Source organism: Pseudogemmobacter hezensis, from assembly GCF_013155295.1.
Lineage (GTDB): Bacteria > Pseudomonadota > Alphaproteobacteria > Rhodobacterales > Rhodobacteraceae > Pseudogemmobacter > Pseudogemmobacter hezensis.
The window spans coordinates 52,209-76,714 of the sequence record NZ_JABJXT010000014.1 but is presented as its reverse complement, the minus strand read 5'-3'; the positions used below and the strand labels follow the sequence as shown (position 1 = coordinate 76,714).

25 protein-coding genes are annotated in these 24,506 nt (G+C 63.1%); 6 read left to right on the top strand and 19 right to left on the bottom strand.

All coding sequences use genetic code 11. The features are described from left to right. Positions 1–56: 56 nt before the first annotated feature. The 3 genes from HOY34_RS15475 to HOY34_RS15465 form a co-directional block, all read right to left on the bottom strand. Positions 57–716 carry an HAD family hydrolase gene (locus HOY34_RS15475; RefSeq protein ID WP_253944492.1) on the bottom strand — a complete coding sequence of 220 codons (660 nt, stop codon included), beginning with the start codon at positions 714–716 and terminating at the stop codon, positions 57–59. Positions 717–818: 102 nt separating this feature from the next. Further along, the gene (gene rsmD / locus HOY34_RS15470) at positions 819–1,385 is read right to left on the bottom strand and encodes a 16S rRNA (guanine(966)-N(2))-methyltransferase RsmD (RefSeq protein ID WP_172364424.1); all 567 of its coding nucleotides are present in this window, start codon (positions 1,383–1,385) and stop codon (positions 819–821) included. After that, on the bottom strand, positions 1,385–2,578 hold the full coding sequence (locus HOY34_RS15465; protein ID WP_172364422.1) for an NAD(P)/FAD-dependent oxidoreductase: 1,194 nt from the start codon (positions 2,576–2,578) through the stop codon (positions 1,385–1,387). Before HOY34_RS15465 ends, rsmD begins: the two co-directional genes overlap by 1 nt. A 79-nt stretch (positions 2,579–2,657) precedes the next feature. On the opposite strand from HOY34_RS15465, the gene HOY34_RS15460 reads away from it, so the two are divergent. Next, complete coding sequence (locus tag HOY34_RS15460; RefSeq protein ID WP_172364420.1) at positions 2,658–3,149, top strand: peroxiredoxin; 492 nt, start codon at positions 2,658–2,660, stop codon at positions 3,147–3,149. Between the two features lie 74 nt (positions 3,150–3,223). Here HOY34_RS15460 and HOY34_RS15455 read toward each other — a convergent pair whose 3' ends face one another. From HOY34_RS15455 to HOY34_RS15430, 6 genes are all read right to left on the bottom strand, one after another. Continuing rightward, complete coding sequence (locus HOY34_RS15455; protein WP_172364418.1) at positions 3,224–3,580, bottom strand: 4a-hydroxytetrahydrobiopterin dehydratase; 357 nt, start codon at positions 3,578–3,580, stop codon at positions 3,224–3,226. Positions 3,581–3,592: 12 nt separating this feature from the next. Next, complete coding sequence (locus tag HOY34_RS15450; RefSeq protein WP_172364416.1) at positions 3,593–4,750, bottom strand: GNAT family N-acetyltransferase; 1,158 nt, start codon at positions 4,748–4,750, stop codon at positions 3,593–3,595. Positions 4,751–4,842: 92 nt separating this feature from the next. After that, positions 4,843–5,616 carry a glycerophosphodiester phosphodiesterase family protein gene (locus tag HOY34_RS15445; RefSeq protein ID WP_172364414.1) on the bottom strand — a complete coding sequence of 258 codons (774 nt, stop codon included), beginning with the start codon at positions 5,614–5,616 and terminating at the stop codon, positions 4,843–4,845. A gap of 2 nt (positions 5,617–5,618) precedes the next feature. Then, positions 5,619–6,077 carry a RidA family protein gene (locus tag HOY34_RS15440; RefSeq protein WP_172364412.1) on the bottom strand — a complete coding sequence of 153 codons (459 nt, stop codon included), beginning with the start codon at positions 6,075–6,077 and terminating at the stop codon, positions 5,619–5,621. Positions 6,078–6,202: 125 nt separating this feature from the next. Beyond that, positions 6,203–7,543, bottom strand: coding sequence for an HlyD family type I secretion periplasmic adaptor subunit (locus HOY34_RS15435; protein WP_436645205.1), 1,341 nt, complete (start codon positions 7,541–7,543; stop codon positions 6,203–6,205). Continuing rightward, positions 7,540–9,309 (bottom strand): type I secretion system permease/ATPase, encoded by a 1,770-nt coding sequence (locus tag HOY34_RS15430; RefSeq protein WP_253944491.1) that lies wholly within the window; start codon positions 9,307–9,309, stop codon positions 7,540–7,542. The genes HOY34_RS15435 and HOY34_RS15430 overlap by 4 nt, the downstream gene beginning before the upstream one ends. A 177-nt stretch (positions 9,310–9,486) precedes the next feature. On the opposite strand from HOY34_RS15430, the gene HOY34_RS15425 reads away from it, so the two are divergent. After that, positions 9,487–10,278 carry an MlaA family lipoprotein gene (locus tag HOY34_RS15425; protein WP_172364408.1) on the top strand — a complete coding sequence of 264 codons (792 nt, stop codon included), beginning with the start codon at positions 9,487–9,489 and terminating at the stop codon, positions 10,276–10,278. Between the two features lie 16 nt (positions 10,279–10,294). Continuing rightward, entirely contained in the window at positions 10,295–10,906 is a 612-nt protein-coding gene (locus HOY34_RS15420; RefSeq protein ID WP_436645204.1) for an MlaC/ttg2D family ABC transporter substrate-binding protein, read from the top strand. Positions 10,907–11,008: 102 nt separating this feature from the next. On the opposite strand, the gene HOY34_RS15415 is transcribed toward HOY34_RS15420, so the two are convergent. Continuing rightward, entirely contained in the window at positions 11,009–12,358 is a 1,350-nt protein-coding gene (locus HOY34_RS15415) for an ammonium transporter (RefSeq protein ID WP_172364406.1), read from the bottom strand. Between the two features lie 33 nt (positions 12,359–12,391). Continuing rightward, a complete protein-coding gene (locus tag HOY34_RS15410) occupies positions 12,392–12,730 on the bottom strand; it encodes a P-II family nitrogen regulator (RefSeq protein WP_172364404.1) in 339 nt (112 codons plus the stop codon). A 270-nt stretch (positions 12,731–13,000) separates the two neighbouring features. On the opposite strand from HOY34_RS15410, the gene HOY34_RS15405 reads away from it, so the two are divergent. Next, positions 13,001–15,301 (top strand): transglycosylase domain-containing protein, encoded by a 2,301-nt coding sequence (locus HOY34_RS15405; protein ID WP_172364402.1) that lies wholly within the window; start codon positions 13,001–13,003, stop codon positions 15,299–15,301. 77 nt (positions 15,302–15,378) lie between these two features. Here HOY34_RS15405 and HOY34_RS15400 read toward each other — a convergent pair whose 3' ends face one another. The 6 genes from HOY34_RS15400 to dapA form a co-directional block, all read right to left on the bottom strand. Then, entirely contained in the window at positions 15,379–16,554 is a 1,176-nt protein-coding gene (locus HOY34_RS15400; RefSeq protein ID WP_172364400.1) for an amino acid aminotransferase, read from the bottom strand. A gap of 61 nt (positions 16,555–16,615) precedes the next feature. After that, positions 16,616–17,473 carry a 3-mercaptopyruvate sulfurtransferase gene (gene sseA, locus HOY34_RS15395; RefSeq protein ID WP_172364511.1) on the bottom strand — a complete coding sequence of 286 codons (858 nt, stop codon included), beginning with the start codon at positions 17,471–17,473 and terminating at the stop codon, positions 16,616–16,618. A 237-nt stretch (positions 17,474–17,710) separates the two neighbouring features. Further along, positions 17,711–18,013 (bottom strand): hypothetical protein, encoded by a 303-nt coding sequence (locus HOY34_RS15390; RefSeq protein WP_172364398.1) that lies wholly within the window; start codon positions 18,011–18,013, stop codon positions 17,711–17,713. Positions 18,014–18,202: 189 nt separating this feature from the next. Further along, positions 18,203–18,679 carry an SsrA-binding protein SmpB gene (gene smpB / locus HOY34_RS15385; protein ID WP_172364396.1) on the bottom strand — a complete coding sequence of 159 codons (477 nt, stop codon included), beginning with the start codon at positions 18,677–18,679 and terminating at the stop codon, positions 18,203–18,205. Positions 18,680–18,750: 71 nt separating this feature from the next. Next, complete coding sequence (locus tag HOY34_RS15380; RefSeq protein WP_216654784.1) at positions 18,751–19,644, bottom strand: DMT family transporter; 894 nt, start codon at positions 19,642–19,644, stop codon at positions 18,751–18,753. 60 nt (positions 19,645–19,704) lie between these two features. Then, complete coding sequence (gene dapA, locus HOY34_RS15375; RefSeq protein WP_172364392.1) at positions 19,705–20,580, bottom strand: 4-hydroxy-tetrahydrodipicolinate synthase; 876 nt, start codon at positions 20,578–20,580, stop codon at positions 19,705–19,707. 174 nt (positions 20,581–20,754) lie between these two features. Between dapA and HOY34_RS15370 the strand changes: the two genes are divergently transcribed. Both HOY34_RS15370 and cobF read left to right on the top strand, forming a co-directional pair. Continuing rightward, the gene (locus tag HOY34_RS15370; RefSeq protein ID WP_172364391.1) at positions 20,755–22,695 is read left to right on the top strand and encodes a lytic transglycosylase domain-containing protein; all 1,941 of its coding nucleotides are present in this window, start codon (positions 20,755–20,757) and stop codon (positions 22,693–22,695) included. A gap of 57 nt (positions 22,696–22,752) precedes the next feature. Then, positions 22,753–23,511 (top strand): precorrin-6A synthase (deacetylating), encoded by a 759-nt coding sequence (cobF, locus tag HOY34_RS15365; RefSeq protein WP_172364389.1) that lies wholly within the window; start codon positions 22,753–22,755, stop codon positions 23,509–23,511. Between the two features lie 30 nt (positions 23,512–23,541). Here the strand turns inward: cobF and HOY34_RS15360 are convergent, their stop codons facing one another. Continuing rightward, the gene (locus tag HOY34_RS15360) at positions 23,542–24,309 is read right to left on the bottom strand and encodes a CbtA family protein (RefSeq protein WP_172364387.1); all 768 of its coding nucleotides are present in this window, start codon (positions 24,307–24,309) and stop codon (positions 23,542–23,544) included. Position 24,310: 1 nt separating this feature from the next. Next, positions 24,311–24,481: a CbtB domain-containing protein gene (locus tag HOY34_RS15355; protein ID WP_172364385.1), complete on the bottom strand. Its 171-nt coding sequence runs from the start codon at positions 24,479–24,481 to the stop codon at positions 24,311–24,313. Between the last annotated feature and the right edge of the window lie 25 nt (positions 24,482–24,506).

The window sequence follows — 24,506 nt, the reverse complement described above, 5'->3', positions numbered from 1 at the left end:
CGGAAAGCCGGGGGCTCTGCCCCCGGACCCCCGGGATATTTTCGGACAGATGAAATTCAAAGTCCGAGCAGGGCAGGCAGATCCTGCATCCTGTGGAAGAGAGGTATGTTGAGGGCTTTGAGGCCTTTGGCGGGCGCTGTGTTCTGGCCATGGGCCGCGAAGCCGAGGCAGGGGATACCCGCCGCGATGGCGGCGCGGGCGCCGGTGGGGCTGTCCTCTATCACCACGCAGTTTTCAGGCGCGGCACCACAGGCTTTGGCACAGGCGAGGTAAAGGTCGGGGGCGGGTTTTGGCTTGCCTATCGCCTGGCCTGAGAGCGTGGCGCGGAAGCGGGGCAAGAGGCCACGGCGGCCGAGCGTGATCTGCATCTTCTCTGGCGTGCCATTCGAGCCGACCGCGTAGGGGATGCCTGCGGCATCGAGACGGTCGAAGAGGTCGATGATGCCCGGGATCAGGGGCGCATCATTGGCCAGCATCGCATACATCTTTTCGTAAAAGACCGCGACCCAATCGGCGGGCAGCTTTGCGCCTTTGGCGATGGCGCGGCGGGCCACCTCTTCGACCGTGCCGCCGATATAGTCGCGCTCAAGCTCTTCGAGGGTGAGGGGGAAGCCGTGATCGGCCAGATCGGCGATCATCAGATCGAAGGTCGGGCCCTCGCTGTCGACGATCACACCGTCACAGTCGAAGATTACGGCGGCGGGCGCTGGCATCATGGGCTCGGTTCCTTATGGGGTGATGGCTGGCTATCATCCTGGCGCAGGCCCCGCGAGGGCCGCGATCGCGGTTTCGGGCGGGCTGTGTGCCAGCGGTAACGATTACGCCGCCGGGGCACGCAGCACCGTGATGTGACTGTCGCCATAACGGCGCTGGTCAAGCAGGGTGAAGCCCTCAGGCGGAAGGGGCTGCGCGCCCTCTTCCCAGACGATCAGCGCATTGGCGGCCAGCCAGCCGCCCGCGCGCGCCGAGGCCAGCGCCGCCTCGCCCAGCGATTTGTGGTAGGGCGGATCAAGGAACACCAGGTCATAGCCCGGGCCGCGATTGGGGCCGAGGCGCGTCGCGTCACGCCGCCAGACATCGGTGACGCCCATCGCCTGCATCTTTTCAATATTGCGGCGCAAGAGCGCCCGGGCCGCCGTGCCATCATCGACAAAGGCCACCCGCGCAGCGCCCCGCGACAGTGCCTCAAGCCCGAGGGCGCCGGTGCCTGCGAACAGATCCAGCACGCGGGCATCCTGAACCGGATTGCCATAGCCGCCATTCAGCAGCAGGTTGAAGATCGCCTCGCGCACCCGGTCTGAGGTGGGGCGCAGATGGGCGGCCTCATCGCCCTGACCGACCTCAGCGAGTTGCAGGCCCCGCTTTTGCCCTCCGATAATGCGCATTATTTCAACAGGGCCTTCAGGTCAGGGGTGGAGGTGATCTGATCAGGCGCGGGGGATTTTCCGGCCTCGATCAGGCGTTTGCCAACCATATAGGCGCGGGCGTCGCCCATGGCATCGACGGCAAGCAGGGTCTCGCCCCGGTAATACCAATGCGAGACGCCGCCCAGATCACGGGTGACGACGCGGTCATAGCCGATATTCAGCCCGGCGATCTGCAGCTTCAGGTCGTATTGGTCAGACCAGAACCAGGGCTTTGCCTCATAGGTTTTTGCCGCCCCGAGGATATTTTCGGCGACGATCTCGCCCTGGTCGATGGCATTGCCAACCGATTCCAGCCGGATGCGCCCGCCCTGCCAGGGGAAAGAGGCGCAATCCCCGGCTGCCCAAATCGCCGGGTCAGAGGTGCGGCCATGGGCATCGGTGGCAATCCCGTTGTCCAGCGCGATGCCAGCCGCCTCGGCCAGCGCGGCGCCGGGGGTGATGCCAACGCCCACCACCACGAAATCAGCCGCGATCTCGCGTCCGTCCTGCAGGCGAACGCCGGTGACACGGTCCTGGCCCATGATGCGTTCCAGCCCGGTTGCCTCAAGGATCGTCACGCCCTTCTCATGGTGGGTCTTGCGGACGAAATCGGCGGTCTCAGCCGAGGCGACGCGGCCAAGGATGCGCGGGGCCATCTCGACCAGCGTGACCTCAAGGCCCAGTTTGCGGGCGACGGCCGCCGCCTCAAGCCCGATATAGCCGCCGCCGATCACCACGAGGCGGCGGCCAGCGGTAAACTCGCGCCGCATCTGATCAACATCGGCCAGATTGCGCACCGTGAACACGCCCGGCAGATCACCGCCGATTTCAGCGGGCAGGCGGCGCGGGCTGGAGCCGGTGGTCAGCACCAGCTGATCGTATGCGATCTGCTGATCCCCAACGGTTACCGTTTTGGCCTGGCGATCAATGGCGGTGACGGGGTGGCCAAGGCGCAGCTCGATCTGGTTTTCCGCCCAGAATTCAGGGCTGCGCAGCCAGAGCCTGGCCTCTTCCATCTCACCCAGCAGATAAGCCTTTGACAGCGGCGGGCGCTGATAGGGGGGCGCGGCCTCATCCCCGATCAGGGTGATTGGCCCGGTCGCGCCAAGCGCCCGCAGCTTTGCCGCCACAGAGGCCCCCGCCTGCCCCGCGCCCACAATTACCACCCGCATTGCCGCCCCCTCTGGAATGTTACCCGCGAGAGCCTATAACTTGCCTGACAACAGGCGCAACGCGCGAGGAGACATCAGCATGTCGCAAATCACGGTCGGGGCAAAGCTGCCCGAAGCGAAACTTCTGAAACTTGGCGAAAATGGCCCCGAGGCGGTGGACCTGGGCGCAAAGCTCAAGGGCCGCAAAGTGGTGGTTTTCGGGCTGCCGGGCGCCTATACCGGCGTTTGCACCAATGCGCATGTGCCCAGCTTTATCCGCACCGCTGAGAAATTCACCGCGAAAGGCGTCGATGAGATCATCTGCGTATCCGTCAATGACCCCTTCGTGATGGATGCCTGGGCGAAATCGACCGGCGCTGACAAGGCGGGGCTGACCTTCCTGGGCGATGCTGACGGATCTTTCACCAAAGCGATCGGGCTGGATTTCGACGCGCCGCCCGCAGGGCTGCTGGGGCGGTCAAAGCGCTATGCGCTGGTGGCGGAGGATGGTGTGGTGAAGGCGCTTCACCTTGAGGCCTCGCCCGGTCAGTGCGAGATTTCGGGCGGCGAAGCGCTGCTGGCTGAGATCTGAGCCTTTTTCATAGGTCACGGGGGGCTGCCAGGCCCCCCGCCCCCCCCCTATCCCGACCCGAAGAGGGGCTTCGATCAGGCGCGGCTTTGGCAAAGGCAAAGCGCTGGTTCGCCATGATCCGTGATGATCGCAGCCTCAGGGGCGAAGCTGTCCAGCTTTTGGGCCAAAGAGGTATCGAGGCTGGTCAGCCCTTTCGCAGAATGCGTGGTCAGCGTGACATCGACGATATTGTAGCGGTTCGTCCAATCCGGGTGATGATTGGCCCGTTCGGCTGCAAGGGCGGCGCGGCTCATGAAGGCCCAGGCCTCTGAGAAGCTGCGAAATCTCCATATTTTGCGGATTGCATCCAGCTCTGGATGGGCACGCCAGCCGCTTTGCGAAAGGGGCGGCAGCAGGGCGTTGCGCTCAGCGGTGGTAAGAAGGCTGCTCATCGGTCTGGCCTTTCAGTCATCAGAGTGAGTGCGGCGGAAGGGGCCGTATTGGGTAAGAATTTCGATCTCTTCGTCCAGTGCGCCCGCCTCGCGTTGCAGAAAATCGGCAACCGCATTGCGAAAACCCGGATCTGCGATCCAGTGCAGCGACCAGGTCTCTTGCGGCAGGTAGCCCCGGGCCAGTTTATGTTCGCCCTGGGCCCCGGCCTCGACACGTTTCAGCCCGTGGCGGATCGCATAGTCTATCGCCTGATAATAGCAGATCTCAAAATGCAGCGCCGGATAATCGGCCAAAGCCCCCCAATAGCGGCCGAAAAGCGCCTCTCTGCCGATGAAATTCAGCGCCCCTGCAACGGCCCTGTCACCGTCGAAGGCCAGGACAAGCAGGATGTCGTCACGCATGGTTGCATGAAAGGCGGCAAAGGCCTCGCGGGTCAGGTAGGGCCTGCCCCATTTGCGGGCCCCGGTGTCCTGATAAAAGGCCCAGAAGGCATCCCAATGCTGCGGCTCGATCTGCTCTGCGGTAAGGGCGCGAATGGTCAGGCCATGGGCGCGGGCGGCCTCGCGCTCTTTGCGGATCATCTTGCGCTTGCGGGACGAAAGATCGGCGAGAAAATCGTCAAAGCTGCCATAGCCGCGATTGAGCCAGTGGAATTGCTGGCTTTTGCGCGCCATCAGCCCCTGAAACCCACTCAGGCTGCGGGCCTCATCGGCGGTGCAGAACGTGGCATGGAATGAGGACAGCTGATTGCCGCTGGCCAGCGAGATGGCAGCGGCAGCCAGCGCCTGGCGGCAGTCTGCCGGGCCAAGGAAACGCGGGCCGCTGACGGGGGTAAAGGGGATCGCGGCCTGCAGCTTGGGGTAATAGCGCCCGCCTGCCCGCTCATAAGCCTCTGCCCAGCCGTGATCGAAGATATATTCGCCCTGGCTATGGGTTTTGACAAAAAGCGGCAGCGCGGCAATGGGGCGGTTGTTCTCACGCAAAACCAATGGCTTCGGCAGCCAGCCAGTGCCCCCACCGACCGAGCCAGAACCCTCCAGCGCCATCAGAAAGCGATGCGTCGAGAACGGATCAAGCGGACGCCCATCGGCCTGCTCGGGCGCAGCGATCGCATCCCATTCAGCAGATGGGATGGCCGAGATACCATCAGAGAGCGTGATTTCGGCCATCCTGGTCCTGTCAGATACGGGCGCAGCTTTAGCTCTGGCGGCCGCGGCATAGGGTCTGCTTCAGGCAAAAGATGGGGGCGCGGGTGACAGGGTCAAGCGCCTGAGGGCGCGAGATAGCCCTCAAAGGTGATATTATCGGCGATCTGACGGGCCTGCGCCTCTTCGCCGGGCGAACGGATGGTCCAGCACAGAATGTCAGCCCCCTGCGCTTTCAGTTCTGCGACGCGGGGGCGCGAAAGGTCGCCTGCCTCATGGCTGATGAAGGACGAAAGGCTGGGCCCATAATCGGGGATCTCGCGCAGCCGATCGCAAATGGCCGGATCAAGCGGGGCCCAATCGACAGGATCATAGGCCGAGGTGGTGATGCCACGGGCGATCCCCGGGGCCAGCCGCGCCATATTCACAATCGCATGCGGATTGAAAGACATGACCGCAGCTTCACCCTGATAACGGTCCAAAAGGCGGGCCGTTTCCGCCTCCAGCCTGCCGTCAGTCGGGGCCATTGTAAGCGTCTGATCCTTGATTTCGATCAGCAAAGGCACCTGGCCCGCCACGATCTCAAGCACATCCTCAAAGGTGGGTATCCGGTCCTGGCTGTCCCGGAGAGCAATCTGACCCAGCTCGGCAGCATCGCGCAGGTTCAGCGGCCCGCGCTCATGGGTCAGCCGGTCAAGCTCTTCGTCGTGGAATACGATAGCAACCCCATCCTTTGAGAGCTGCAGGTCAATCTCAATCGCATAGCCGGCGCTTATCGCGGCACGAATGGCCGATGGCGAATTTTCGATGATCCCCCTTGCGCGGTCATGCAAGGCGCGATGGGCAACCGGCCGCCGGCGCAGCCCCTGGGGAAGAGGGATCATCGCCATGGTCAAAGGATCTCAAAAATTGCGTCGATCTCAACCGCGACGCCCAGCGGCAGAGAGTTGACCGATACCGCCGCGCGGGCGTGGCGCCCCTTGTCCCCCAGCACCTCGACCATGAAATCAGAGGCGCCATTGATGACCTTTGGCTGTTCAATGAAATCCGCTGTCGAATTGACAAAGCCATTCATTTTGACCAGCCGCACCACCCGCGACAAATCGCCCTCACATGCCGCACGCAGCTGCGACAAAAGCGAGATTGCGCAGCGACGCGCTGCTGATGCGCCCTGCTCAACCGAGAAATCTGCGCCCAGCTTGCCCTTGATCGGGCCGTTTTCGTCAGCGCTGATCTGCCCAGAAATATGGACGAGATTCCCCGTCCTGACAAAGCCCACATAATTCGCAACCGGGGCCGGGGCTTCGGGCAGGGTTACGCCCAGTTCTTTCAGGCGGGCTTCCACGGACATGGTGTTCTCCAGTGATATATCTGCGCAGAGCCTAGCTGCCCCCGGGTCAGGTGCAACCCGATTTCTTGAAAGAAATCGGAACGGAGCCTTTAAAGGCTCCGCGACGGAGTTTTGCAAAACTCCGGTCAGCTTTCACGAAACGCACGGTTGAAGTAATCCATGAAGGGTTTCAACAAATAACCAAGTGGCGTGCGGGCTTCGGTTTGAATGAAGGCCTCAACCGGCATGCCTGGCATCAGCTGAAGTCTGCCCAGTTTTGTCAGTTCGCCCTCATTCAAAGCAATTTCGATGCGGTAGAAACTGGCTTTGGTCGTCTGATCGCTGAAAGCATCTGCCGATACCACCGTAACCCTGCCTTGCAGATGCGGCGTTGTGCGTGAGGAAAAGGCCGAGAAAACCAGCTCGACCTGCTGCCCGACATGGACCTGATCGATGTCAATGGGCGAGACCTGCACCGCAATCATCAGCGGCCGATCCTGCGGCACAACATAAAGCAGTGGGTCAGCTGCGCGGATCACCGCGCGCGGCGTCGTCACACCAAGGCCAAGCACTATGCCCGAAACCGGGGCGCGGATATCAAGCCGTGAGATCTGTTCGCGCAGCGCACGCCTGCGCTCGGCCAGTTCCAGCTCGGCCGGGGCGATTTCGCGCAGGCGATCCGTGGCCTCTTCGCGCCTGTTCAGATCAACGCTGCCGATTATGACATTGATCTCGGTGATGCGCTCTTCGGCCTGGGCGCGCATCGAGATCATATCGCCCGTTTGCCCCAGAAGCCGCGCCTCCTCGCGCTGCAGAGCAAGAACCGAGGCCGCCTGGGTCAGACCTCGTTCCAGCAAACTTTTCTGGCTGATCAGCTCCTGGCGGATCAGATCAAGCTGAATGCGGATCGCCTCGGCCTGGGCGTCAATTCCGGTGATCCGGGCATGAATCTGGTCGATCTGGCGGGTCAGCTGCTCGACCTCTTTGGCCGAAGCGGCGCGGCGGGCCTCAAAAAGGCTGATCTGGCCGTCGATCTGATCCTGGATACCTGGGCGCTGGTTGATTTCCTGAAGCAGGCTTTGCGGAAATTCAAGCTGATCAAGATCATCGCGCTCGGCCGAAAGGCGCACACGCTGCGCGATCAGCTCTGTCAGCTGCCCCTCAACAATCGCCAGCTCGCTGTGCAACAGCGCCCCGTCAAGGCGCATCAGGATGTCACCGGCGGCGACGCTTTGCCCCTCAACCACCTCGATCGAGGCAACAACACCGCCATCAGGGTGCTGAACGACCTGCCGGTTCTGCTCGACCTCGATCCGACCAGAGGCCACCACCGCCCCCGAGAGGCTGGTCATCACCCCCCAAAGACCAAAGCCCCCAATCAGCGCCAGCAGCGCCAGAACGCCGATAATAACCGGGCCGCGCACCGGCCATTGGCCTGTCTTTGGCCGGGTGGTCATGTTCTGCGGATCCATCGGGGCACCACTCATGACACGCCTCCCTGGAGGGCGGGGCCATTGCCCGGCTGGGCGGCGCGGTTGATCTCGCCTGCGTTCCTGACCGTCTCACGCAGCACCTGATCGCGGGGGCCGAAATTCTGCACCGCTCCGTCTTTCATCAGCAAAAGCAGCTCGCATTCCTGAATCGCCGCCGGGCGATGCGCCATGATAAAGACCGCGCAGCCCGCCGCCTTGGCATGACGGATCGCATGGTTCAGCGCCAGAGATCCGTCATTGTCGAGGTTTGAATTCGGCTCATCCAGCACCAGAATCACCGGATCGCCATAGAAGGCCCGGGCCAGCCCGATCCGCTGGATCTGCCCGCCAGACAGCTGGCCGCCAATGCTGGTGACCGGTGTGTCATAGCCCTTGGGCAGATGCAGGATCAGATCATGCACGGCGGCCTTTTTCGCCGCCGCGACGATCTTTTCGGGATCGGCCTGCTCATCAAGGCGGGCGATATTCTCGGCGATCGTGCCGTCAAACAGGCTGACGCGCTGCGGCAGGTAACCGATATAGCTGCCCAGCGTATCCGGGTCATATTGGTCCAGCGTGGCCCCATCGAGGCGCACCGTCCCTGCCACCGGCTGCCAGACACCGCAAAGCGCCCGCGCCAGCGAGGACTTCCCCGAGCCAGACAGCCCGATCACGCCAATCGCCTGCCCCGGCTCGACCCGAAAGCTGACGCCGCGCAGTACCGGGCGGGTATCGCCGGGGGGAACCACCATCAGCCCCGTTACCTCGACCCGGCCCGCCGGGCGCGGCAGCTGCGTGCGCGCCGCCTCTGGCGGGACATCGGACAGCAGCTTTGCCAGCCGGTCACGCGCGGCCCGGCTGCGCGTCAGCATCGGCCATTGCCCAACCGCAACCTCAATCGGCTGCAAGGCCCGGCCCAGCAGGATAGAGCCCGCGATCATCGCCCCCGGCGACAGGGTGTTTTGCAAAACAAGCCAGGCCCCAAGCCCCAGAATCGCCGATTGCAGGAACACCCGCAGCGTCTTTGTCAGAACCGTATAGCCACCGGCGCGGTCAGACAGCTCCATCCCGCGGACAAGGGCACGGCGGCGCAGGTGATACCAGCGGGCAAAGGCACTGCCGCTCATCCCCAGTGAGCGCACCAGCTCGGATTCAGATTTCAGGTTCTCGGCCTGGCGGTCTGCTATGAACCCCGCCGTGGTGGCCTCACGCGTGATATCCTCGGTGCGGCGCTGGTTGATCAGCGCCAGCACGAAAAGCACCAGCACCGCCGCAACCGCAAACCAGCCCAGCCAGGCATGAAAGACAAAGAGCACCGCGATGAAGATCGGCGTCCAGGGCAGATCCAGCAGCCCCTGCAGCAAAGGCGAGGCCCAAAAGCGGGCAATCGTCTCAAGATCCTGCTGCGCCGACCGCGCCTCGACGTCAGAGGGCACCAGCGCCAGCCGCCGGAACGAGGCCGAAAGCACCCGCTGATCCAGCGCCTCCTGGAAGCGTGCCCCGATCCGGGCCAGGATCCTTGATCGCGCCAGGTCCAGAAGCCCCATGATCACAAAAAGAAACACCATCAGCAAAGACAGCGCGACCAGCGTCGGCTCTGACCTGGACATCAGCACCCGGTCATAGATCTGCAGCATATAAAGCGGCGAGGTCAGCATCAGCAGATTGGCAAAGACCGAAAACACAAAGGCCGCCAACAGGGCCCGGCGTGACAGCGACCGGATCGAGGAAAGCTCTCTCTGGCCCTGCTGAACGCCCTGATGGGCAGTATTTTTAGACAAACCGTTACTCCAAATGCTGCAAAAACAACTCATCGGCTAGGAGAATTATGGCCAAAGCCCGCCAGCCACGGCCCAACAGAAAGAATGTCCGTTGTCTTGAGCTTTGCCACACCGTAAGCCTGTCGCGCAATAATACTTATATGCCAGCCTGAACCACGACGTCCTGAGATCGAGTTAATGCCCGCCATCGAATTGCAAAACCCGTCCCTGATCCGCCCGCTTGCCCTGCTTATGGGGCTGACGGCGCTGGTTGCATGCGGCCAGACCACTGGCGTGGGCCAGGTCAACGACCCGATGGAGCCGATGAATCGCGGCGTGCATGCGGTCAACAAGGGGCTGGATACCGCGCTGGTGCGGCCTGCCTCTAAGGCCTATGGCACGGTGGTGCCGAACCCGCTGCGCCAGGGTGTGTCGAATGTGGCCGATACGCTGGGGCTGCCGGGCGTGGTGGTCAACCAGGTGCTGCAGGCGCGGGTTGGCGAGGCGACGACCAATACGCTGCGCTTTGCGGTGAATGCGACGGCGGGGATAGGCGGGCTGTTCGATGTGGCCTCGGTGCTGGGCATGCCGAAAACCGATGCCGATTTCGGTCAGACGCTGGCGGTCTGGGGCGTGGGCGAAGGCCCCTATGTCGAGCTGCCGATCGAGGGCCCCTCGAATGTCCGCGACACCGTCGGCTTTGCCGTTGATCTGGCGATGGATCCGGTGGGCAATGTGTTCAAAGGCGATGACGCCACCGCGACCCTGGCGATTGAAGGGCTTTCACGCCTAAATGATCGCTACCGCTATTCCGACACGGTGGATTCGATCCTATATGACAGCGCTGACAGCTATGCACAGCTGCGGCTGCTGTATCAGCAAAACCGCCGCCACGATATCGCAAAGGCGAAGGGTGGTGACGGGAACGGGGCAGATGGCGATTTCATCGACCCCTATGAAGACGACTTTATTGATCCATATGCGGATTGACGCTGCGAGGACTGACATGTCTGTTAATATGGTTTCCGGCCTTTCGCGCCGCCACTTCCTGGGCACCGGCCTTGCTGCTGCTGCCGCGCTTGGGGCCATGCCCGCTTTCGCGCTGTCTGACGCCGAGGCCAGGGCCCTGATCGACAAGGCCGTGGCCGATATCAACGCGATCATCAATTCGGGCCGCTCTGAGGCCCAGATGTATCCGCAGTTTGAAAAGCTGTTCGCCAGCTATGCCGATGTCGCGCAGATCGCACGCTCAGCACTTGGTCCGGCGGCGAAATCGGCCTCGGCGGCGCAGATGAAAGCCTTCACCCAGGCCTTCCAGGGCTATATCAGCCGAAAATACGGCCGCCGCTTCCGCGAGTTCATCGGCGGGCGGATTGAGGTCACCGGCGCGAAACCGCTGAAAAGCTATTTTGAGGTGATCTCGACCGCCTATCTGCGCGGCGAGAAGCCGTTTGAGGTGCGCTGGCATGTCTCGAACAAATCGGGCCGCAACCTGTTCTTCAATATCATCATTGAGGGCGTGAACATGCTGGCCTCGGAACGCACCGAGATCGGCGCGATGCTGGACCGCCGCAAAGGCAATATCGACGCGCTGATCCAGGATCTGCAAAAGTCCTGATCGGCAGCCTTCGCGCAAAGATATAACAAAAGCCCGCCGGTTTGATCCGGCGGGCTTTTTCTTTGGAAAGGCCGGGGGGATTGCGCCCCCCCGGCGGCATTCTCAGTAGTGATAGGCACGCTCGCCATGCGAGGTCAGGTCAAGACCTTCACGCTCGGCCTCTTCCTTGACGCGCAGACCACCTGTCAGGGCGCCAACCACCTTGAAGAGGATGAACGAAACCACGGCGCAGTAGATCACGGTGATGCCGACAGCTGCGACCTGGTAGAAGAGCTGCTCGCCCATGCCGCGGTCGCCCGCAAAGCCCTGGCCACCCAGCGAAGGCGCACAGAAGATGCCAGCCCCAACCGCGCCGACGATGCCGCCGATGCCATGGATGCCGAAGACGTCGAGGCTGTCGTCATAGCCCAGTTTCGGCTTCACGACGGCGACGAAGTAGTAGCAGGCAACCGAGGCCAGCGCGCCCAGAACGATCGCGCCCACCGGGCCGACCACGCCTGCAGCAGGGGTGATGGCCACAAGGCCTGCGATCATGCCCGAGGCACCGCCCAGCATCGAGGCTTTGCCGCGCAGCATCGTCTCGACGACCACCCAGCCCAGGATGCCGCCAGCGGTTGCGGTGAAGGTGTTCAGCATCGCAAGGCCTGCGCCCGCACCAGCCCCAAGCGCCGAACCGGCATTGAAGCCGAACCAGCCCACGAAGAGGATCGAGGCACCAACCAGCGTCAGGGTCAGCGAATGCGGCTGCATGTTTTCCTTGCCATAGCCCACGCGCTTGCCGACGCAGATCGCGCCAACCAGAGCCGCGACACCGGCATTGATGTGAACAACCGTGCCGCCTGCAAAGTCAAAGACTTCCCAGCCGAAGAACAGGCCATTCGCGTCCCAGGCCATATGGGCCACCGGGAAATAGACGATCGAAACCCAGAGGAAGATGAACAGCATCACGGCCTTGAATTTGATCCGCTCGGCGAAACCACCGATGATCAGCGCCGAGGTGATGCAGGCAAAGGTCATCTGGAACGAGATGAACACATATTCCGGGATGGTTCCCGAAAGCGTGTCAGGCGTGATGCCTGCAAGGAAAACCTTGCCGAAACCGCCGAAATAGGGGCCTTCCGCGCCGCCAAAGGCGAAGGAATAGCCATAGAGCACATAGATCACGATACACATCGCGGTGATGGCGGTGGTCTGCATCAGCACCGAAAGCATGTTCTTGGTGCGCACAAGGCCACCATAGAACAGCGCGACGCCCGGCAGGATCATGAAAAGAACCAGCGCGGTCGAGATCAGCATCCATGCGGTATCGCCGGTATCCAGCGTGGGGGCTGCCTCGACGACTTCGACAACGGCTTCCCCAACTGCTTCTGTGGCCTCCTGGGCCAAAGCGGGCAGGCCTGCCAGCAGCGATGCTGCTGCCGCAAGGCCTGAATATTTCAAGATATTTTTCATTTTTTCTTTAATCCCCTTCCCTCGGGTCCCTGATCAGATCGCGTCGTCGCCGGTTTCGCCGGTGCGCACCCGCACGGCCTGTTCGACATCAAGCACGAAGATTTTTCCGTCGCCGATTTTCTCGGTTCTTGCGGTTTTCGAAATCGTCTCAACGACCTGATCGGCCAGCGCATCCGCGACGACGATCTCAAGCCGGACTTTCGGCACGAAATTCACCGCATATTCGGCACCACGATAGATTTCGGTGTGACCTGATTGCAGGCCGAACCCTTTGATCTCGGTAACCATCATTCCGCGCACGCCGATCGTGGTCAGCGCCTCGCGAACCTCGTCAAGCTTGAACGGTTTCAGTGCAGCAATGATGAGTTTCACATCTGTCCCCTTCCTGAGAGCATGCCCGCAGCGACCGGGCCTCTGAACGAAAGGAGGCGGTATTTTGCCGATGCAGCACAAGAAAACGGCGCAATCAGAACAGGCGCTTTCCGGTGCAGTTGCAAATTTTTTGCACAAATGCGGGCAGATGCCTGATTTTTAATCAGCGAGAGGATTCGAATCGTTTCCGCCTGCCCTTCGCAAAGCCGCCACAACCCGCTATTCTGCCCGGATTACGAAAGAGCACGCGGCAAAGCGGACAACAGGCATATGGCGACGAGTGGCGGGGGCCGGACCCCCCTGGTAGCAGACAGACGATATCCCCCGCGCGCCCCCGCGGCTGCGGCAGGCGGCAGAACGGGCGGTGGCGGCAGCGGTGGTGGCGGTGGTGGGCGCGGGAAACCGCCGCAAAAGCCCGCGCCAAAGCGGCAGCCAAAGCCAAAGCGCAGCGCGGCGCGGCGCAAACATGGTTTTGTGCTGGGCACGATCCTGTTCTTCTGGCGGATGATCTGGGGCGTTTTGTGGCGCGTGACGGCGGTCGGCGTGCTGATCGTCGGCTCGGCGGTGGCCTATTTCTACAGCCAGCTGCCGCCGCTTGACGCGCTGCTTGACGGTCGCGCCCGCGGCTCTGTCACCATGCTGGACCGCGACGGCAAGACCTTTGCCTGGCGCGGTGAGATGTTCGGCGGCCAGATCACCACCGAAAATGTCTCGCCCCATCTGGTAAATGCCATCGTGGCGACCGAGGACAAGCGCTTCTACTGGCACCTGGGCGTCAGCCCGCGCGGTATTGCCAGCGCGATCCGCATCAACCTGGCCGAGGGGCGCGGCGCGTTCCAGGGCAATGGCGGCTCGACGATCACCCAGCAGGTGGCGAAACTTCTGTGCCTTGGCGTGCCCTATGACCCGAACGAGTGGAAATCCGAGGCCGCATATGAGGCCGATTGCCGGGGCGGCGGCATCAAGCGCAAGCTGAAAGAAGTGCCCTATGCCATCGCGATGGAGCTGAAATACTCCAAAAAAGACGTGCTGGCGATCTATATGAACCGCGCCTATCTGGGCGCCGGTGCCCGTGGGTTTGAGGCTGCCGCGCAGCGCTATTTCGGCAAATCCGCCGCTGACGTGACCCCGGCCGAGGCCGCGATGCTGGCGGGCCTTTTGCAGGCCCCGTCAACGCTGGCCCCGACGTCAAACCTGCAGCGCTCGCAAAACCGCGCCAATGTGGTGGTCGGGCTGATGGAGGAACAGGGCTATCTGACCAAAGCCCAGGCGGATGAGGCCCGCGCCAATCCCGCCACCCCGACCGAGGCCGCGCGTCAGCGCTCGGGCGGGTATTTCGCCGATTGGGTGATGGAAACCACGCCAGACTACCTGGCCCGCGACACCACAGAGGATGTGGTGATCGAGACCACACTTGACCAGGATCTGCAGCGCAAGGCCGAAGAGGCGCTGAAGCGCGTCTTTGACACCAAGGTCAAAGAGGGCTCGACCGCCCAGGCCGCGATTGTCGTCATGAGTTCGGACGGCGCAGTGCGGGCAATGGTTGGCGGCCGCGCGATCCCGCGTGCGGGTGATTTCAACCGCGCGACCCAGGCGCTGCGCCAGACCGGATCGGCGTTTAAACCCTTCGTCTATGCGGTGGCGCTGGACCTGGGCTATAGCCCGCTCGATTACGTTGACGACAGCCCCTATACGATCAATGTCCCCGGCTCTGGCCCCTATAGCCCCAAGAATTACGACAATAAATTCAAGGGCATGATCACGCTGGTTCAGGCCCTGAAGGAAAGCCGCAATATCCCTGCGGTGAAGATCTCGGAAATGGTCGGGCGCGATCTGGTGAAACAGGTGGCGTCAGAGTTCGGCGTGGCGTCGAAGATGGCCGATGGTCCGGCGCTGGCGCTTGGCGCAAGCGAATCGACGCTGATCGAGATGACGGGCGCCTATGCCGGCATCCTGAACGGCGGCTCTTCGGTCACCCCCTACGGGCTGCGTGCGCTGAAACTGCGCGGCGAGAATGAAGAGCTGTTCGGCCAGGGTGGCGGCATCGGCGAGCGGGTGATCTCAGAAACCGCGGCGCATGCGCTGATCTATATGATGACCGAGGTGATCAATTCCGGCACCGGCAGCCGCGCCCGCCTGCCCGACCGCGAGGCCGCAGGCAAGACCGGCACCACCAACTCGGCGCGCGATGCCTGGTTCGTCGGCTTCACCTCGGATTTCGTGGTTGGCGTCTGGCTGGGCTATGACGACAACCGCCCGCTGACAGGTGTGACCGGCGGCGGCCTTCCGGCTGAAATCTGGCGCGAGGTGATGGTCTCGATCAATCAGGGCGTGCCGCCGATGCCGCTGCCGAAAGAGATCCCGCAGAACACCGTCCAGAATGGCGGCGCCTTCGGCCCCTCGCCCGATTTCGGCGGCGTCGACCGCCCCGTCATGCCCGAGGAGGTGCCCTATTTCGACGGCTCCAACGCCCCGGTCTATAATGGCGGCTCGGTTCAGCAGGGCGCACCATCCTCGCAAAACCAGGAAGAGATCGACCGCGCCATCCGCGAAGCCATGGGGATGAACTGATCCCCAATCGCCAGGCTCATGAAAAAGGGGCGGGAGTGATCTCCCGCCCCTTTTCGCATCTTTAAAGCCCGGGATCCTTACAGGACCGAGGCAATCGCCCGCGCCAGCACCGGCACAGTGTCCTTGTTCAGACCCGCGATATTGATCCGCGAATCGCCAACCATATAGACGCCATGCTCTTCGCGCAGGCGGTTGACCTGCGCCTCTGTCAGCCCCAGCCGCGAGAACATGCCGCGATGCACCGCGACAAAGTCGAAACGGTCAGAATTGGTGGCTTTGCGCAGCTCTTCGGCCAGTTGCACGCGCAGACCCAGCATGTTCTGGCGCACCTCTTCCAGCTCTGCCTTCCAGTCGGCGGTCAGACCCGCATCTTCCAGGATCGTGGTCACGATCCGCGCGCCGTGATCGGGCGGAAAGCTGAAGTTCTGGCGGTTGAGGAAGTTCAGATTGGCCTGCACCACCGCCTTGCGATCCGCCGCGCCAAGCGCGATCAGCACGCCGGTCCGCTCGCGGTAGATGCCGAAGTTTTTCGAGCAGGACGCTGCAATCAGCACCTCATCAAAGGCAGCCGCCACTTTGCGCGTCGCCTCGGCATCGGCGTCCAGCCCGTCGCCAAAGCCCTGATAGGCCAGATCGACCATCGGCAGCGCCTTGCGCGATTTCAAAAGCGCGATCACCTCATCCCATTGCGCGGGCGAAAGGTTCGCGCCGGTCGGGTTGTGGCAGCAGCCATGCAGCAAGACGACATCGCCCTCGGCCACGCGGCCCAGATCCTCGATCAGACCCGCGAAATCCAGCCCCGAGGTCGCCGCGTCGAAATAGCGATATTCCGCCATTTCCATCTTCAGGAATTTCACCATCGAGGGGTGGTTCGGCCAGGTCGGCGCCGACAGCCAGACTTTGGCCCCCGGATTGGCCAGTTTGACCAGCTCGAAGCCCTGGCGCAGCGCGCCCGTGCCGCCCGGCGTCGAGATCGAAGCGGCGCGATCTGCGAAACCCTCGCCCAGGATCAGCGTGGTGATGGCCGCGTTATAACCCGCCTCGCCCGCAAGTGCGGTATAGGTCTTGGTGGTCTCGGCCTCCCAGATCTTTTTCTCGGCGGCTTTGACGGCACGCATCACCGGGGTCAGGCCGGTCGGATCTTTGTAGACGCCGACGCCCAGGTCGATCTTGCCATCGCGCTTGTCCTCACGGAACATCGCGATCAGTTGCAGGATCTTGTCCTGTGGCTGCGGGTTCAGAGCCTCAAGCATATCTTCCTCACTTGATCGGGCCAGCTATCGGCCCCATTTGCGCCCGTCCCGGCGGTCTGGCTTATGCAGCTGGACCCGTCTCGACCGGCAAATCCTCATACATGCCCCATTCGGCCCAGGAGCCGTCATAGAGCGACCAGTTCCGATGGCCGATCCGCTCCAGCGCCAGCGCCAGAATGGCCGCAGACACACCCGAGCCGCAGCTGGTGATCACCGGCTGGGAAAGATCGACGCCCGCCTCCTGGAAGATCGCTTTCAGATCCGCCGGCTCTTTCATGGTGCCGTCACGGTTCAGCAAATTGCCCCAGGGCAGATTGCGAGAGCCCGGAATATGGCCGCCCCGCAGACCGGGGCGCGGCTCTGGTGCCTCTCCGGCAAAGCGGGCGGGGGCACGGGCATCAATCACCACCGCCTGTTTCAGCTTTGCGGCCTGGGCGACCTGGGTCACGTCTTTGACCAGCTGGTTCTGGCGCTGCGTGGTCATGTGGCGATCACGCACGACGGGGGGCAGATCCTCGGTTTCATGCCCCTCGGCCAGCCATTTCGGCAGGCCACCATCCAGCACCGCCACATCGGTTTTGCCCATCAGGCGAAAGGTCCACCAGATGCGCGGGGCCGAAAAGATGCCGCTGCTGTCGTAGATCACCACCTGATGGCCGTCACCCACGCCCATCGCCCGCATCCGCGACATGAATTTCTCAACCGGGGGGGCCATATGCGGCAGGTTCGAGCGGTGGTCTGAAATCTCTTCCAGATCGAAGAACCGCGCGCCGGGAATATGCGCGGCCTCATATTCGGCCTTCGCATTGCGCTCTGTGGGCGGCAGGAACCAGCTGGCATCCAGGATGCGCAGATCCGGGTCTTTCAGGTGACTGGCCAGCCATCCGGTCGAAACCAGCGTTTGCGGATCATCCTTCAGAGCGGGGGTCAGCGACATGGCAGCCTCGGATCAAACGGGAACCAAAAACGGTCACTGACCTATAGCCCGCCTGTTTGCGCATGCAAGCCCGCTCTCGGGCCGGAAGGGGGGATCTGGGGCCGCGATGGGGCGAAAGCAGCGGCCCGGCGGCACAAAAAACCGCCCCGACATATGCCGGGGCGGTTGTTTCAAAGCCAGGCGCCCGGCGTCACCGGGGGCCCTGTGCTGCGCCCGGGCTTACTTTGCCAGGGCCTTTTTGATCACGCCAACAATAGCGACAAGAACGCCGCCGCCGGCACCACCACCCAATACACTTTGCACGATCGAGCCGATATCAAGCCCAGAGCCGGTTGCAGCCGCTGCGGCCTCACCTGCGCCGCCAAGGCCCAGTTGCGCCAGCAGCTGACCGCCGCCCAAACCACCAACAAGACCCAGAACCGAGTTGATGATCGGCCCCAGATTGGTGTTTTTCAGCGCAGCCCCAGCAGCATTGCCGCCGATAAGACCCGCGACCAGCTGGATGATCAATGACATATCCATAGAGAACTATCCCTCTTTCAGGGCCGGTATCTTCCGGCCTCACACCCGGCGACGATGGCTGAAAAATGGCATGCCGGGCAGGGGGAATGCTGGCAGATCCTTCCCACCAGAGCAAATCCTGTATGCGATCCGCGAAAACTTACCAGATAAGCGTTGCCATTGCGCCGACCTGCAAAGCAGCGGGCCGCCTCAGAAGCCCTGCTTCAGGATGCGCGACTTCTGACGATCCCAGTCGCGTTTGGCGCTGGTCTCACGCTTGTCGGCGGCATTCTTGCCCTTGGCCACGCCCAGCGCGATTTTGACGATGCCGCGCTCGTTGAAATACATCCGCAGCGGTACGATGGTCATGCCCTCGCGTTTAGTGGCATTCCAAAGCCGCGACAGCTCTTTCTTCGAGACCAGCAGCTTGCGCTTGCGGCGCTCTTCATGGCTGTCCCAAAGGTTCGACTGCTTATAGGGCGCGATATAGCCATTGATCAGCCACAGCTCGCCACCTTCGACCGAGGCATAGCTGTCAGCGATATTGGCGCCGCCCAGACGCAGGCTTTTGACCTCGGGGCCCTGCAGCATGACCCCGGCCTCCAGATCGCTTTCGATATGGTAATCGAAGCGGGCCCGGCGGTTTTCAGCGATGAGTTTCGAATTGGGATCGTGTTTCTTCTGCATGATCGCTCAGAGATAGGGGATGCCCCCGCCTGAGTAAACCCGGCCTGAGTAAACAGCCGTGATGCTGTGGCTCAGGTCACGCGGCTCTTGCGGGCCCGCACCAGGGTATAAAGCCCGCTGCAAACGATGATGGCGCTGCCAATCAGGGTCCATTGGTCGGGGCGCTCATGCAGGATCAGCATGGCAAGGATCATCGCAAAGACCAGCCGCGTATAGCGAAACGGCGTCACAGCCGAAACCTCGCCCATCCGCATCGCAGAGGTCAGCGCATTATAGCCCAAGAGGCCGAAAACGGTCGCCCCCAGCACCAGGCCCGCAGCGGTGGTGTCCGGCAAATGCGCCGCACCACTGAGGCCGCCTTCGCTGAAAGCCAGCACGATCAGCCCGGCGGTGCCCAGCATCGAAAAGCCCAGGATGCCCAGCTGACGGTTTGACAGGGACTTTGGGGCTGCGCGGGTGGCCAGATCACGCCCCGCAAAGCCCGCCATCCCGGCCACCGCCAGCAAAGACATCACCGAAAAGCCCTCAACCCCGGGGCGCAACACGATCATCACCCCCAGAAAACCTACCAGCACCGCTGACCAGCGCCGCCAGCCCACCTTTTCGCCGAACAAAAGCGCCGCCCCGGCCAGAACAACCAGCGGCGTCGCCTGCAGGATTGCCACCGTCGTCGCCATCGGCGTCAGGGCAATGGCAAGGCTGTAGAACAGACGCCCCGCAACCTCAAACCCCGAGCGGATCAGCATCGCCCGCGACACGAAAGCCGCCGGGAAGACCTGCTCACGGGCGGCCAGCGTCATCAGAACGAAGATAAGCGCGCCGCCAAAGCCCATCATCGCCATCACCTGCCCCACCGGCAGATGCAGGGCGGCTTTCTTGATGAAAAGGTCTTCGACCGCAAACCCGGCCATGGCGGCGGTCATCAGTGCCGCCCCCTTCAGATTGGGTGAAGCCCCGCTGACCATCACCGCGCAACCCCGGAGTTTTCGAAAACTCCGGCTCGGTTCCTTGCAAGGAACCGGGCGCTAGTTGAGCAGTCCGGCATGAATCATCGCCGCACGGATCTTTGCTTTCGTCCCATCGGTAAGGCCAACCAGCGGCAGCCGCACCTCTTCGTTGCAACGACCCAGCAGGGAAAGCGCATATTTCGCCCCGACCAGGCCGGGCTCGATAAAGATTGCCTCATGCAGCGGGAAGAGCTGATCCTGATACTTCAGTGCAGTGGCGTAATCACCGCGCAAAGTTGCAGCCTGGAATTCGGCGCAAAGCTTCGGTGCGACATTGGCCGTAACCGAGATACACCCGGTGCCGCCATGCGCGTTGAAGGCCAGCGCGGTATCGTCATTCCCGGAAAGCTGGATGAAGTCTGCCCCGCAGGTCTCACGCTGCTGGCTGACCTTGCCAATAATGCCGGTCGCATCTTTCACCCCGATGATACGCGGCAGCTTTGCCAGCTCGCCCATAGTGGCAGGCGACATATCGATGACCGAGCGGCCGGGGATATTGTAGATGATGATCGGCAGATTGCAGGCGTCGTGCAGCGCTTTGTAATGCGCGATCAGACCAGCCTGATTTGGCTTGTTGTAATAGGGGGTCACTACCAAGGCTGCATCTGCGCCGACCCGCTGGGCATGGCTGATCAGGCGAATGCCTTCGACCGTATTGTTCGAACCTGCGCCTGCGATCACCGGCACACGGCCGGCGGCGAATTTCACCACCGCCTCGATCACAGCCTCATGCTCTTCATGGCTGAGCGTCGGGCTTTCGCCGGTCGTGCCCACCGGCACCAGACCGCTGGATCCTTCGGCGATCTGCCAGTCGACCAGCTTCTTGAGCGTGTCCATATCCACGGCGCCGTCCTTGAACGGCGTTACCAAAGCGGGAATCGACCCCTGGATCATGGCACGCGTCTCCTCATCTGGGGGCCCTTTGCGCCCCTGGCTGCAACGCGCCTTCCTTATCGCTGCAAATGCGCCTTGCCAAGCATTGCCTGACATCCCCGGTTGCATCCCTGCAGAGAGCACCTGACAGGATCGTGGCTTGTGGCGCAGCCCGCGCTTTGGCACGATTGGGAAATGACCTTTCTCATCCGCATCCTGACCATCCTCGCCCTGATGATCCCCAGCCTTAACCCCGGCCTGGCCCAGGCTGACCCGGCACAGGACATGGCCCGCAGCCTTGACCTGATCCGCGCCAAAGACTGGCCTGCGGCCCTTGCCGCCGCGCCCGAGGGCGTGGGCCGTGACTTCGTCCGCTGGTCGCAGCTGCGGGCCGGAGAGGGGCGGCTGGGCGATTATGAGGAATTCCTTGCGCGGCGCAGCGACTGGCCCGGCCTCGCGCTTTTGCGGCAAAAGGGCGAAGAGGCGGTGGCGCGCTCTGAGACACCTGCGCGGGTGGTGGCCTGGTTTCGCGCAAACCCGCCGCAGACCGGGATCGGCGCGGTGGCGCTGGTGCGGGCGCATAAGGCGCTTGGCCAGATGGCCATGGCCGAGACCGAGGCGATGCGGGCCTGGGCGGAACTGCAGCTGACCGCCGACCAGGAGGCAGAGCTGCAGCTGCTGATGCCCGAGGCGGTGTCGATGGTGGATGAGCTGCGCCTCAATACCCTGCTGTGGGAGGGTCGCCGTGCAGAGGCCCTGCGCATGCTGCCCCGGGTGTCAGAGCCGCAGCGCAGGCTGGCAGAGGCGCGTCTTGGCCTGCGGGCCGATCAGGCCGGATCAGATGCGCTGCTCGCCGCCGTGCCTGCCGCGCTGAAGGGCGATCCGGGTCTGGCCTATGAGCGTTTCATCTGGCGGATGCGCCGCGATCTATATCCTGAAGCCACCGAGATGATCCTGTCTGTCGCGCCGGAAAACCTTGGCCGGCCAGAGGCCTGGGCCCCGCGCCGGGCGCTGCTGGCGCGCTGGCTGATGCGCCAGGGGCGGGCGCAGGATGCCTATCGCGTCGCGTCCCGGCACGGGATCTCGCCTGGCAGCGCGGCGGGCAGCCATTATGCCGATCTGGAGTTTCTGGCGGGTTTTATCGCGCTGCGCCAGCTGAATGACCCCGATACCGCGCTGAAGCATTTCGCGCATCTGCGGGCCGGGGTCTCGACCGCGATCTCGGTCTCGCGGGCCGATTACTGGCAGGGCCGCGCCGATGAGGCCGCAGGCCGCGCCGAAAGCGCCACCGCGCATTACCGCAATGCCGCAAAGCATCAAACCGCCTATTACGGCCTGCTTTCGGCGGAGAAGCTGGGGCTATCGTTAGATCCGGCGCTGCTGGACAACAGCGCGGCGGGGGGCTGGCGGCAGGCCTCTTTCGCCAATTCCTCGGTGCTGGCCACGGCGCGGCTGATGCTGGCGGCGGGCAATCGGATCGAGGGCAAGCGCTTCCTTTTGCATCTGGCCGAAAGCCAGGATGTCCAGGGCATCGCCCAGCTGGCCGAAATGGCGCTGGAGATGAACCAGCCCCATATCGCGCTGGTGCTGGCCAAACAGGCCGCAGAGCGCGGCGCGATCCTGCCCCGCACCTATTACCCTGTGCCGGACCTCGTGCCCGAGGGCCTGCATGTCAGCCGGGCGCTGGCGCTGGCAATCGCGCGGCGCGAAAGCGAATTCGAGCCGATGGCGCGGTCCGGGGCCAATGCCAGGGGCCTGATGCAGGTGCTGCCTGAAACCGCCGAGCGGATGGCGAAGGGGCTGGGCCTCGAATACTCGCTGTCGAAACTTTACGATCCGGGGTTCAATACCCAGGTAGGCTCGGCCTATCTGGCGAAGATGGTTGAGGAATTCGGCCCCTCGATTGCGCTGATCGCCTCTGGCTACAACGCAGGGCCGGGGCGGCCCAGGCGCTGGATCAATGAGCTGGGCGATCCGCGCCTGCCGGGGGTGGATGTGGTCGACTGGGTCGAGATGATCCCGATCGGCGAGACCCGCACCTATGTGATGCGCGTGGTCGAGGGCGTGGTGATCTATCGCGCCAAGCTGCGCGGATCATCAGGGCCGGTGCGGGTGACGGCAGAGCTGAAGGGCTAGCGCCGCGCCAGAATCTAAGGCACACCGCTGGGGCATTTGGGAAAGGCAAGGATCAGCATGGACCTGGTTTTGATCGGCATTGGCACCGGAAACCCCGACCATCTGACGCTGCAGGCGGTAAAGGCGCTGAATGCGGTCGATCTGATCCTGATCCCGGAAAAGGGCGAGGAAAAGGCCGATCTGGCCGATCTGCGCCGCGCCATCTGTCAGGATCTGGTAACCCGCCCCGGCGTTGTGGTGGCGGGGTTTGAGATGCCGGTCAGAGACCCGGAAAACCCCTCATATCTTGCGCGGGTCAACGACTGGCATGACGCGATTGCGCAGGCCTGGGCTGCCACGATTGACGCGAATCCGGGGGCTTCGCGGGTTGCGCTGATGGTCTGGGGCGATCCCGCGCTTTACGACAGCACCCTGCGGATTGCCGGGCGGCTGGCCCTGCAGCGCAAGGTCAATGTCTCGGTGGTGCCGGGGATCATGTCGCCGCAGGTGCTGGCGGCGGCGCATCGCATTCCCCTGAATGGACTGGGCGCGCCGTTTCTGGTGACCACCGGGCGACGCCTGCGCGAAGAGGGCTGGCCTTCGGGCGCAGACCGTCTGGTCGTGATGCTGGACGGGGCCTGCGCCTTTCAGCATCTGCCGCCCGAGGGTGTGACGATCTGGTGGGGGGCCTATGTCGGCATGCCAAATGAGATCACCGAAGCCGGGCCGCTGGCCGAGGCCGGGCCGCGTATCCTTGCGCGGCGTCAGGCGGCGCGGGCGGAACATGGCTGGCTGATGGATATCTATATCCTGGAACGCAAAAGCCCGGCCGCCTGAGCCGCCGGGCTTTGTCATATTTATCTGGTCTCAGGCTTCGCGGCCACGGCTCCAGAGTGTGGCGACAAACAGCCCCAGCAGCACCCAGACTGCCAGACCAACACCGATGGCGCGGCCGGCAAATTGCGCGGCAAGCTCGGGCGGGGTCGGGCCGGTGAACTCATGCGGATGCGGGGCGCCGATGATATGGGGCGCAAGGATCAGCAGCACAGCCGCCGCCCAGGCCACCCCGTTCTTGCCAAACGCAATCAGCCAAAGGCCAATCGCGGTGGCGATCACCGTGGCAACCCACCAGATGGCGCGGGCATTCACATCGGCCGCCGCCATGCCCGGCAGCTCTGGCGAAAGGCCAAAGGCCGGGGCCATCTGCACCGCGACAAAGCCCGCAACGCCCCAAAGCAGCCCCTGCCGCGCCGTCACCCGGTTGCCATTGCTTTCCGACAGCGCGATGGCCGCGACCAGCAGCAGGCCATAGCCCGCATAAACCATGATCGAGAAAAGGATCGAAAGCCCGTCACGCGGCGCGTCAAAGTCGATGCCGGGAATATCCGCAGCCTCTGCGTGATCATGCGCTGCTTCGGTGCTGTGATCATGGGCAGGCTCTGCGGTCGGCGTGGCGGCATCCGCCTCTTCACCGTGATGATGCTCAGACGGGGCCGCGAAATGCGTGCGCTCGCCGCCCTCATAAAGCTCGGCATGCAGCAGCACAGGCTGCACGAAAACAAGCTGCAACAGGGCGGCAATCAGCCCCGCAGCAGCGCCAGCGATCAAAGCGCTGGTCAGCAATCTTTGCAGCATATCAGTGGCAGGGGAATCCGACCGCGTGACGCACATCATGGGCGGCGTCATGCAGGGTTTCCGACTGGGCGAGGCCAGCGACAAAGATCAGCGCAGCGCCAAGGGCGGCCACGACGGCGATATTTGCCAGTTTGACCTCTGCCTTCTCGCCAGAGCGGGCAATGGTGGACATATCCGATACTCCTGTGCCGTCATCC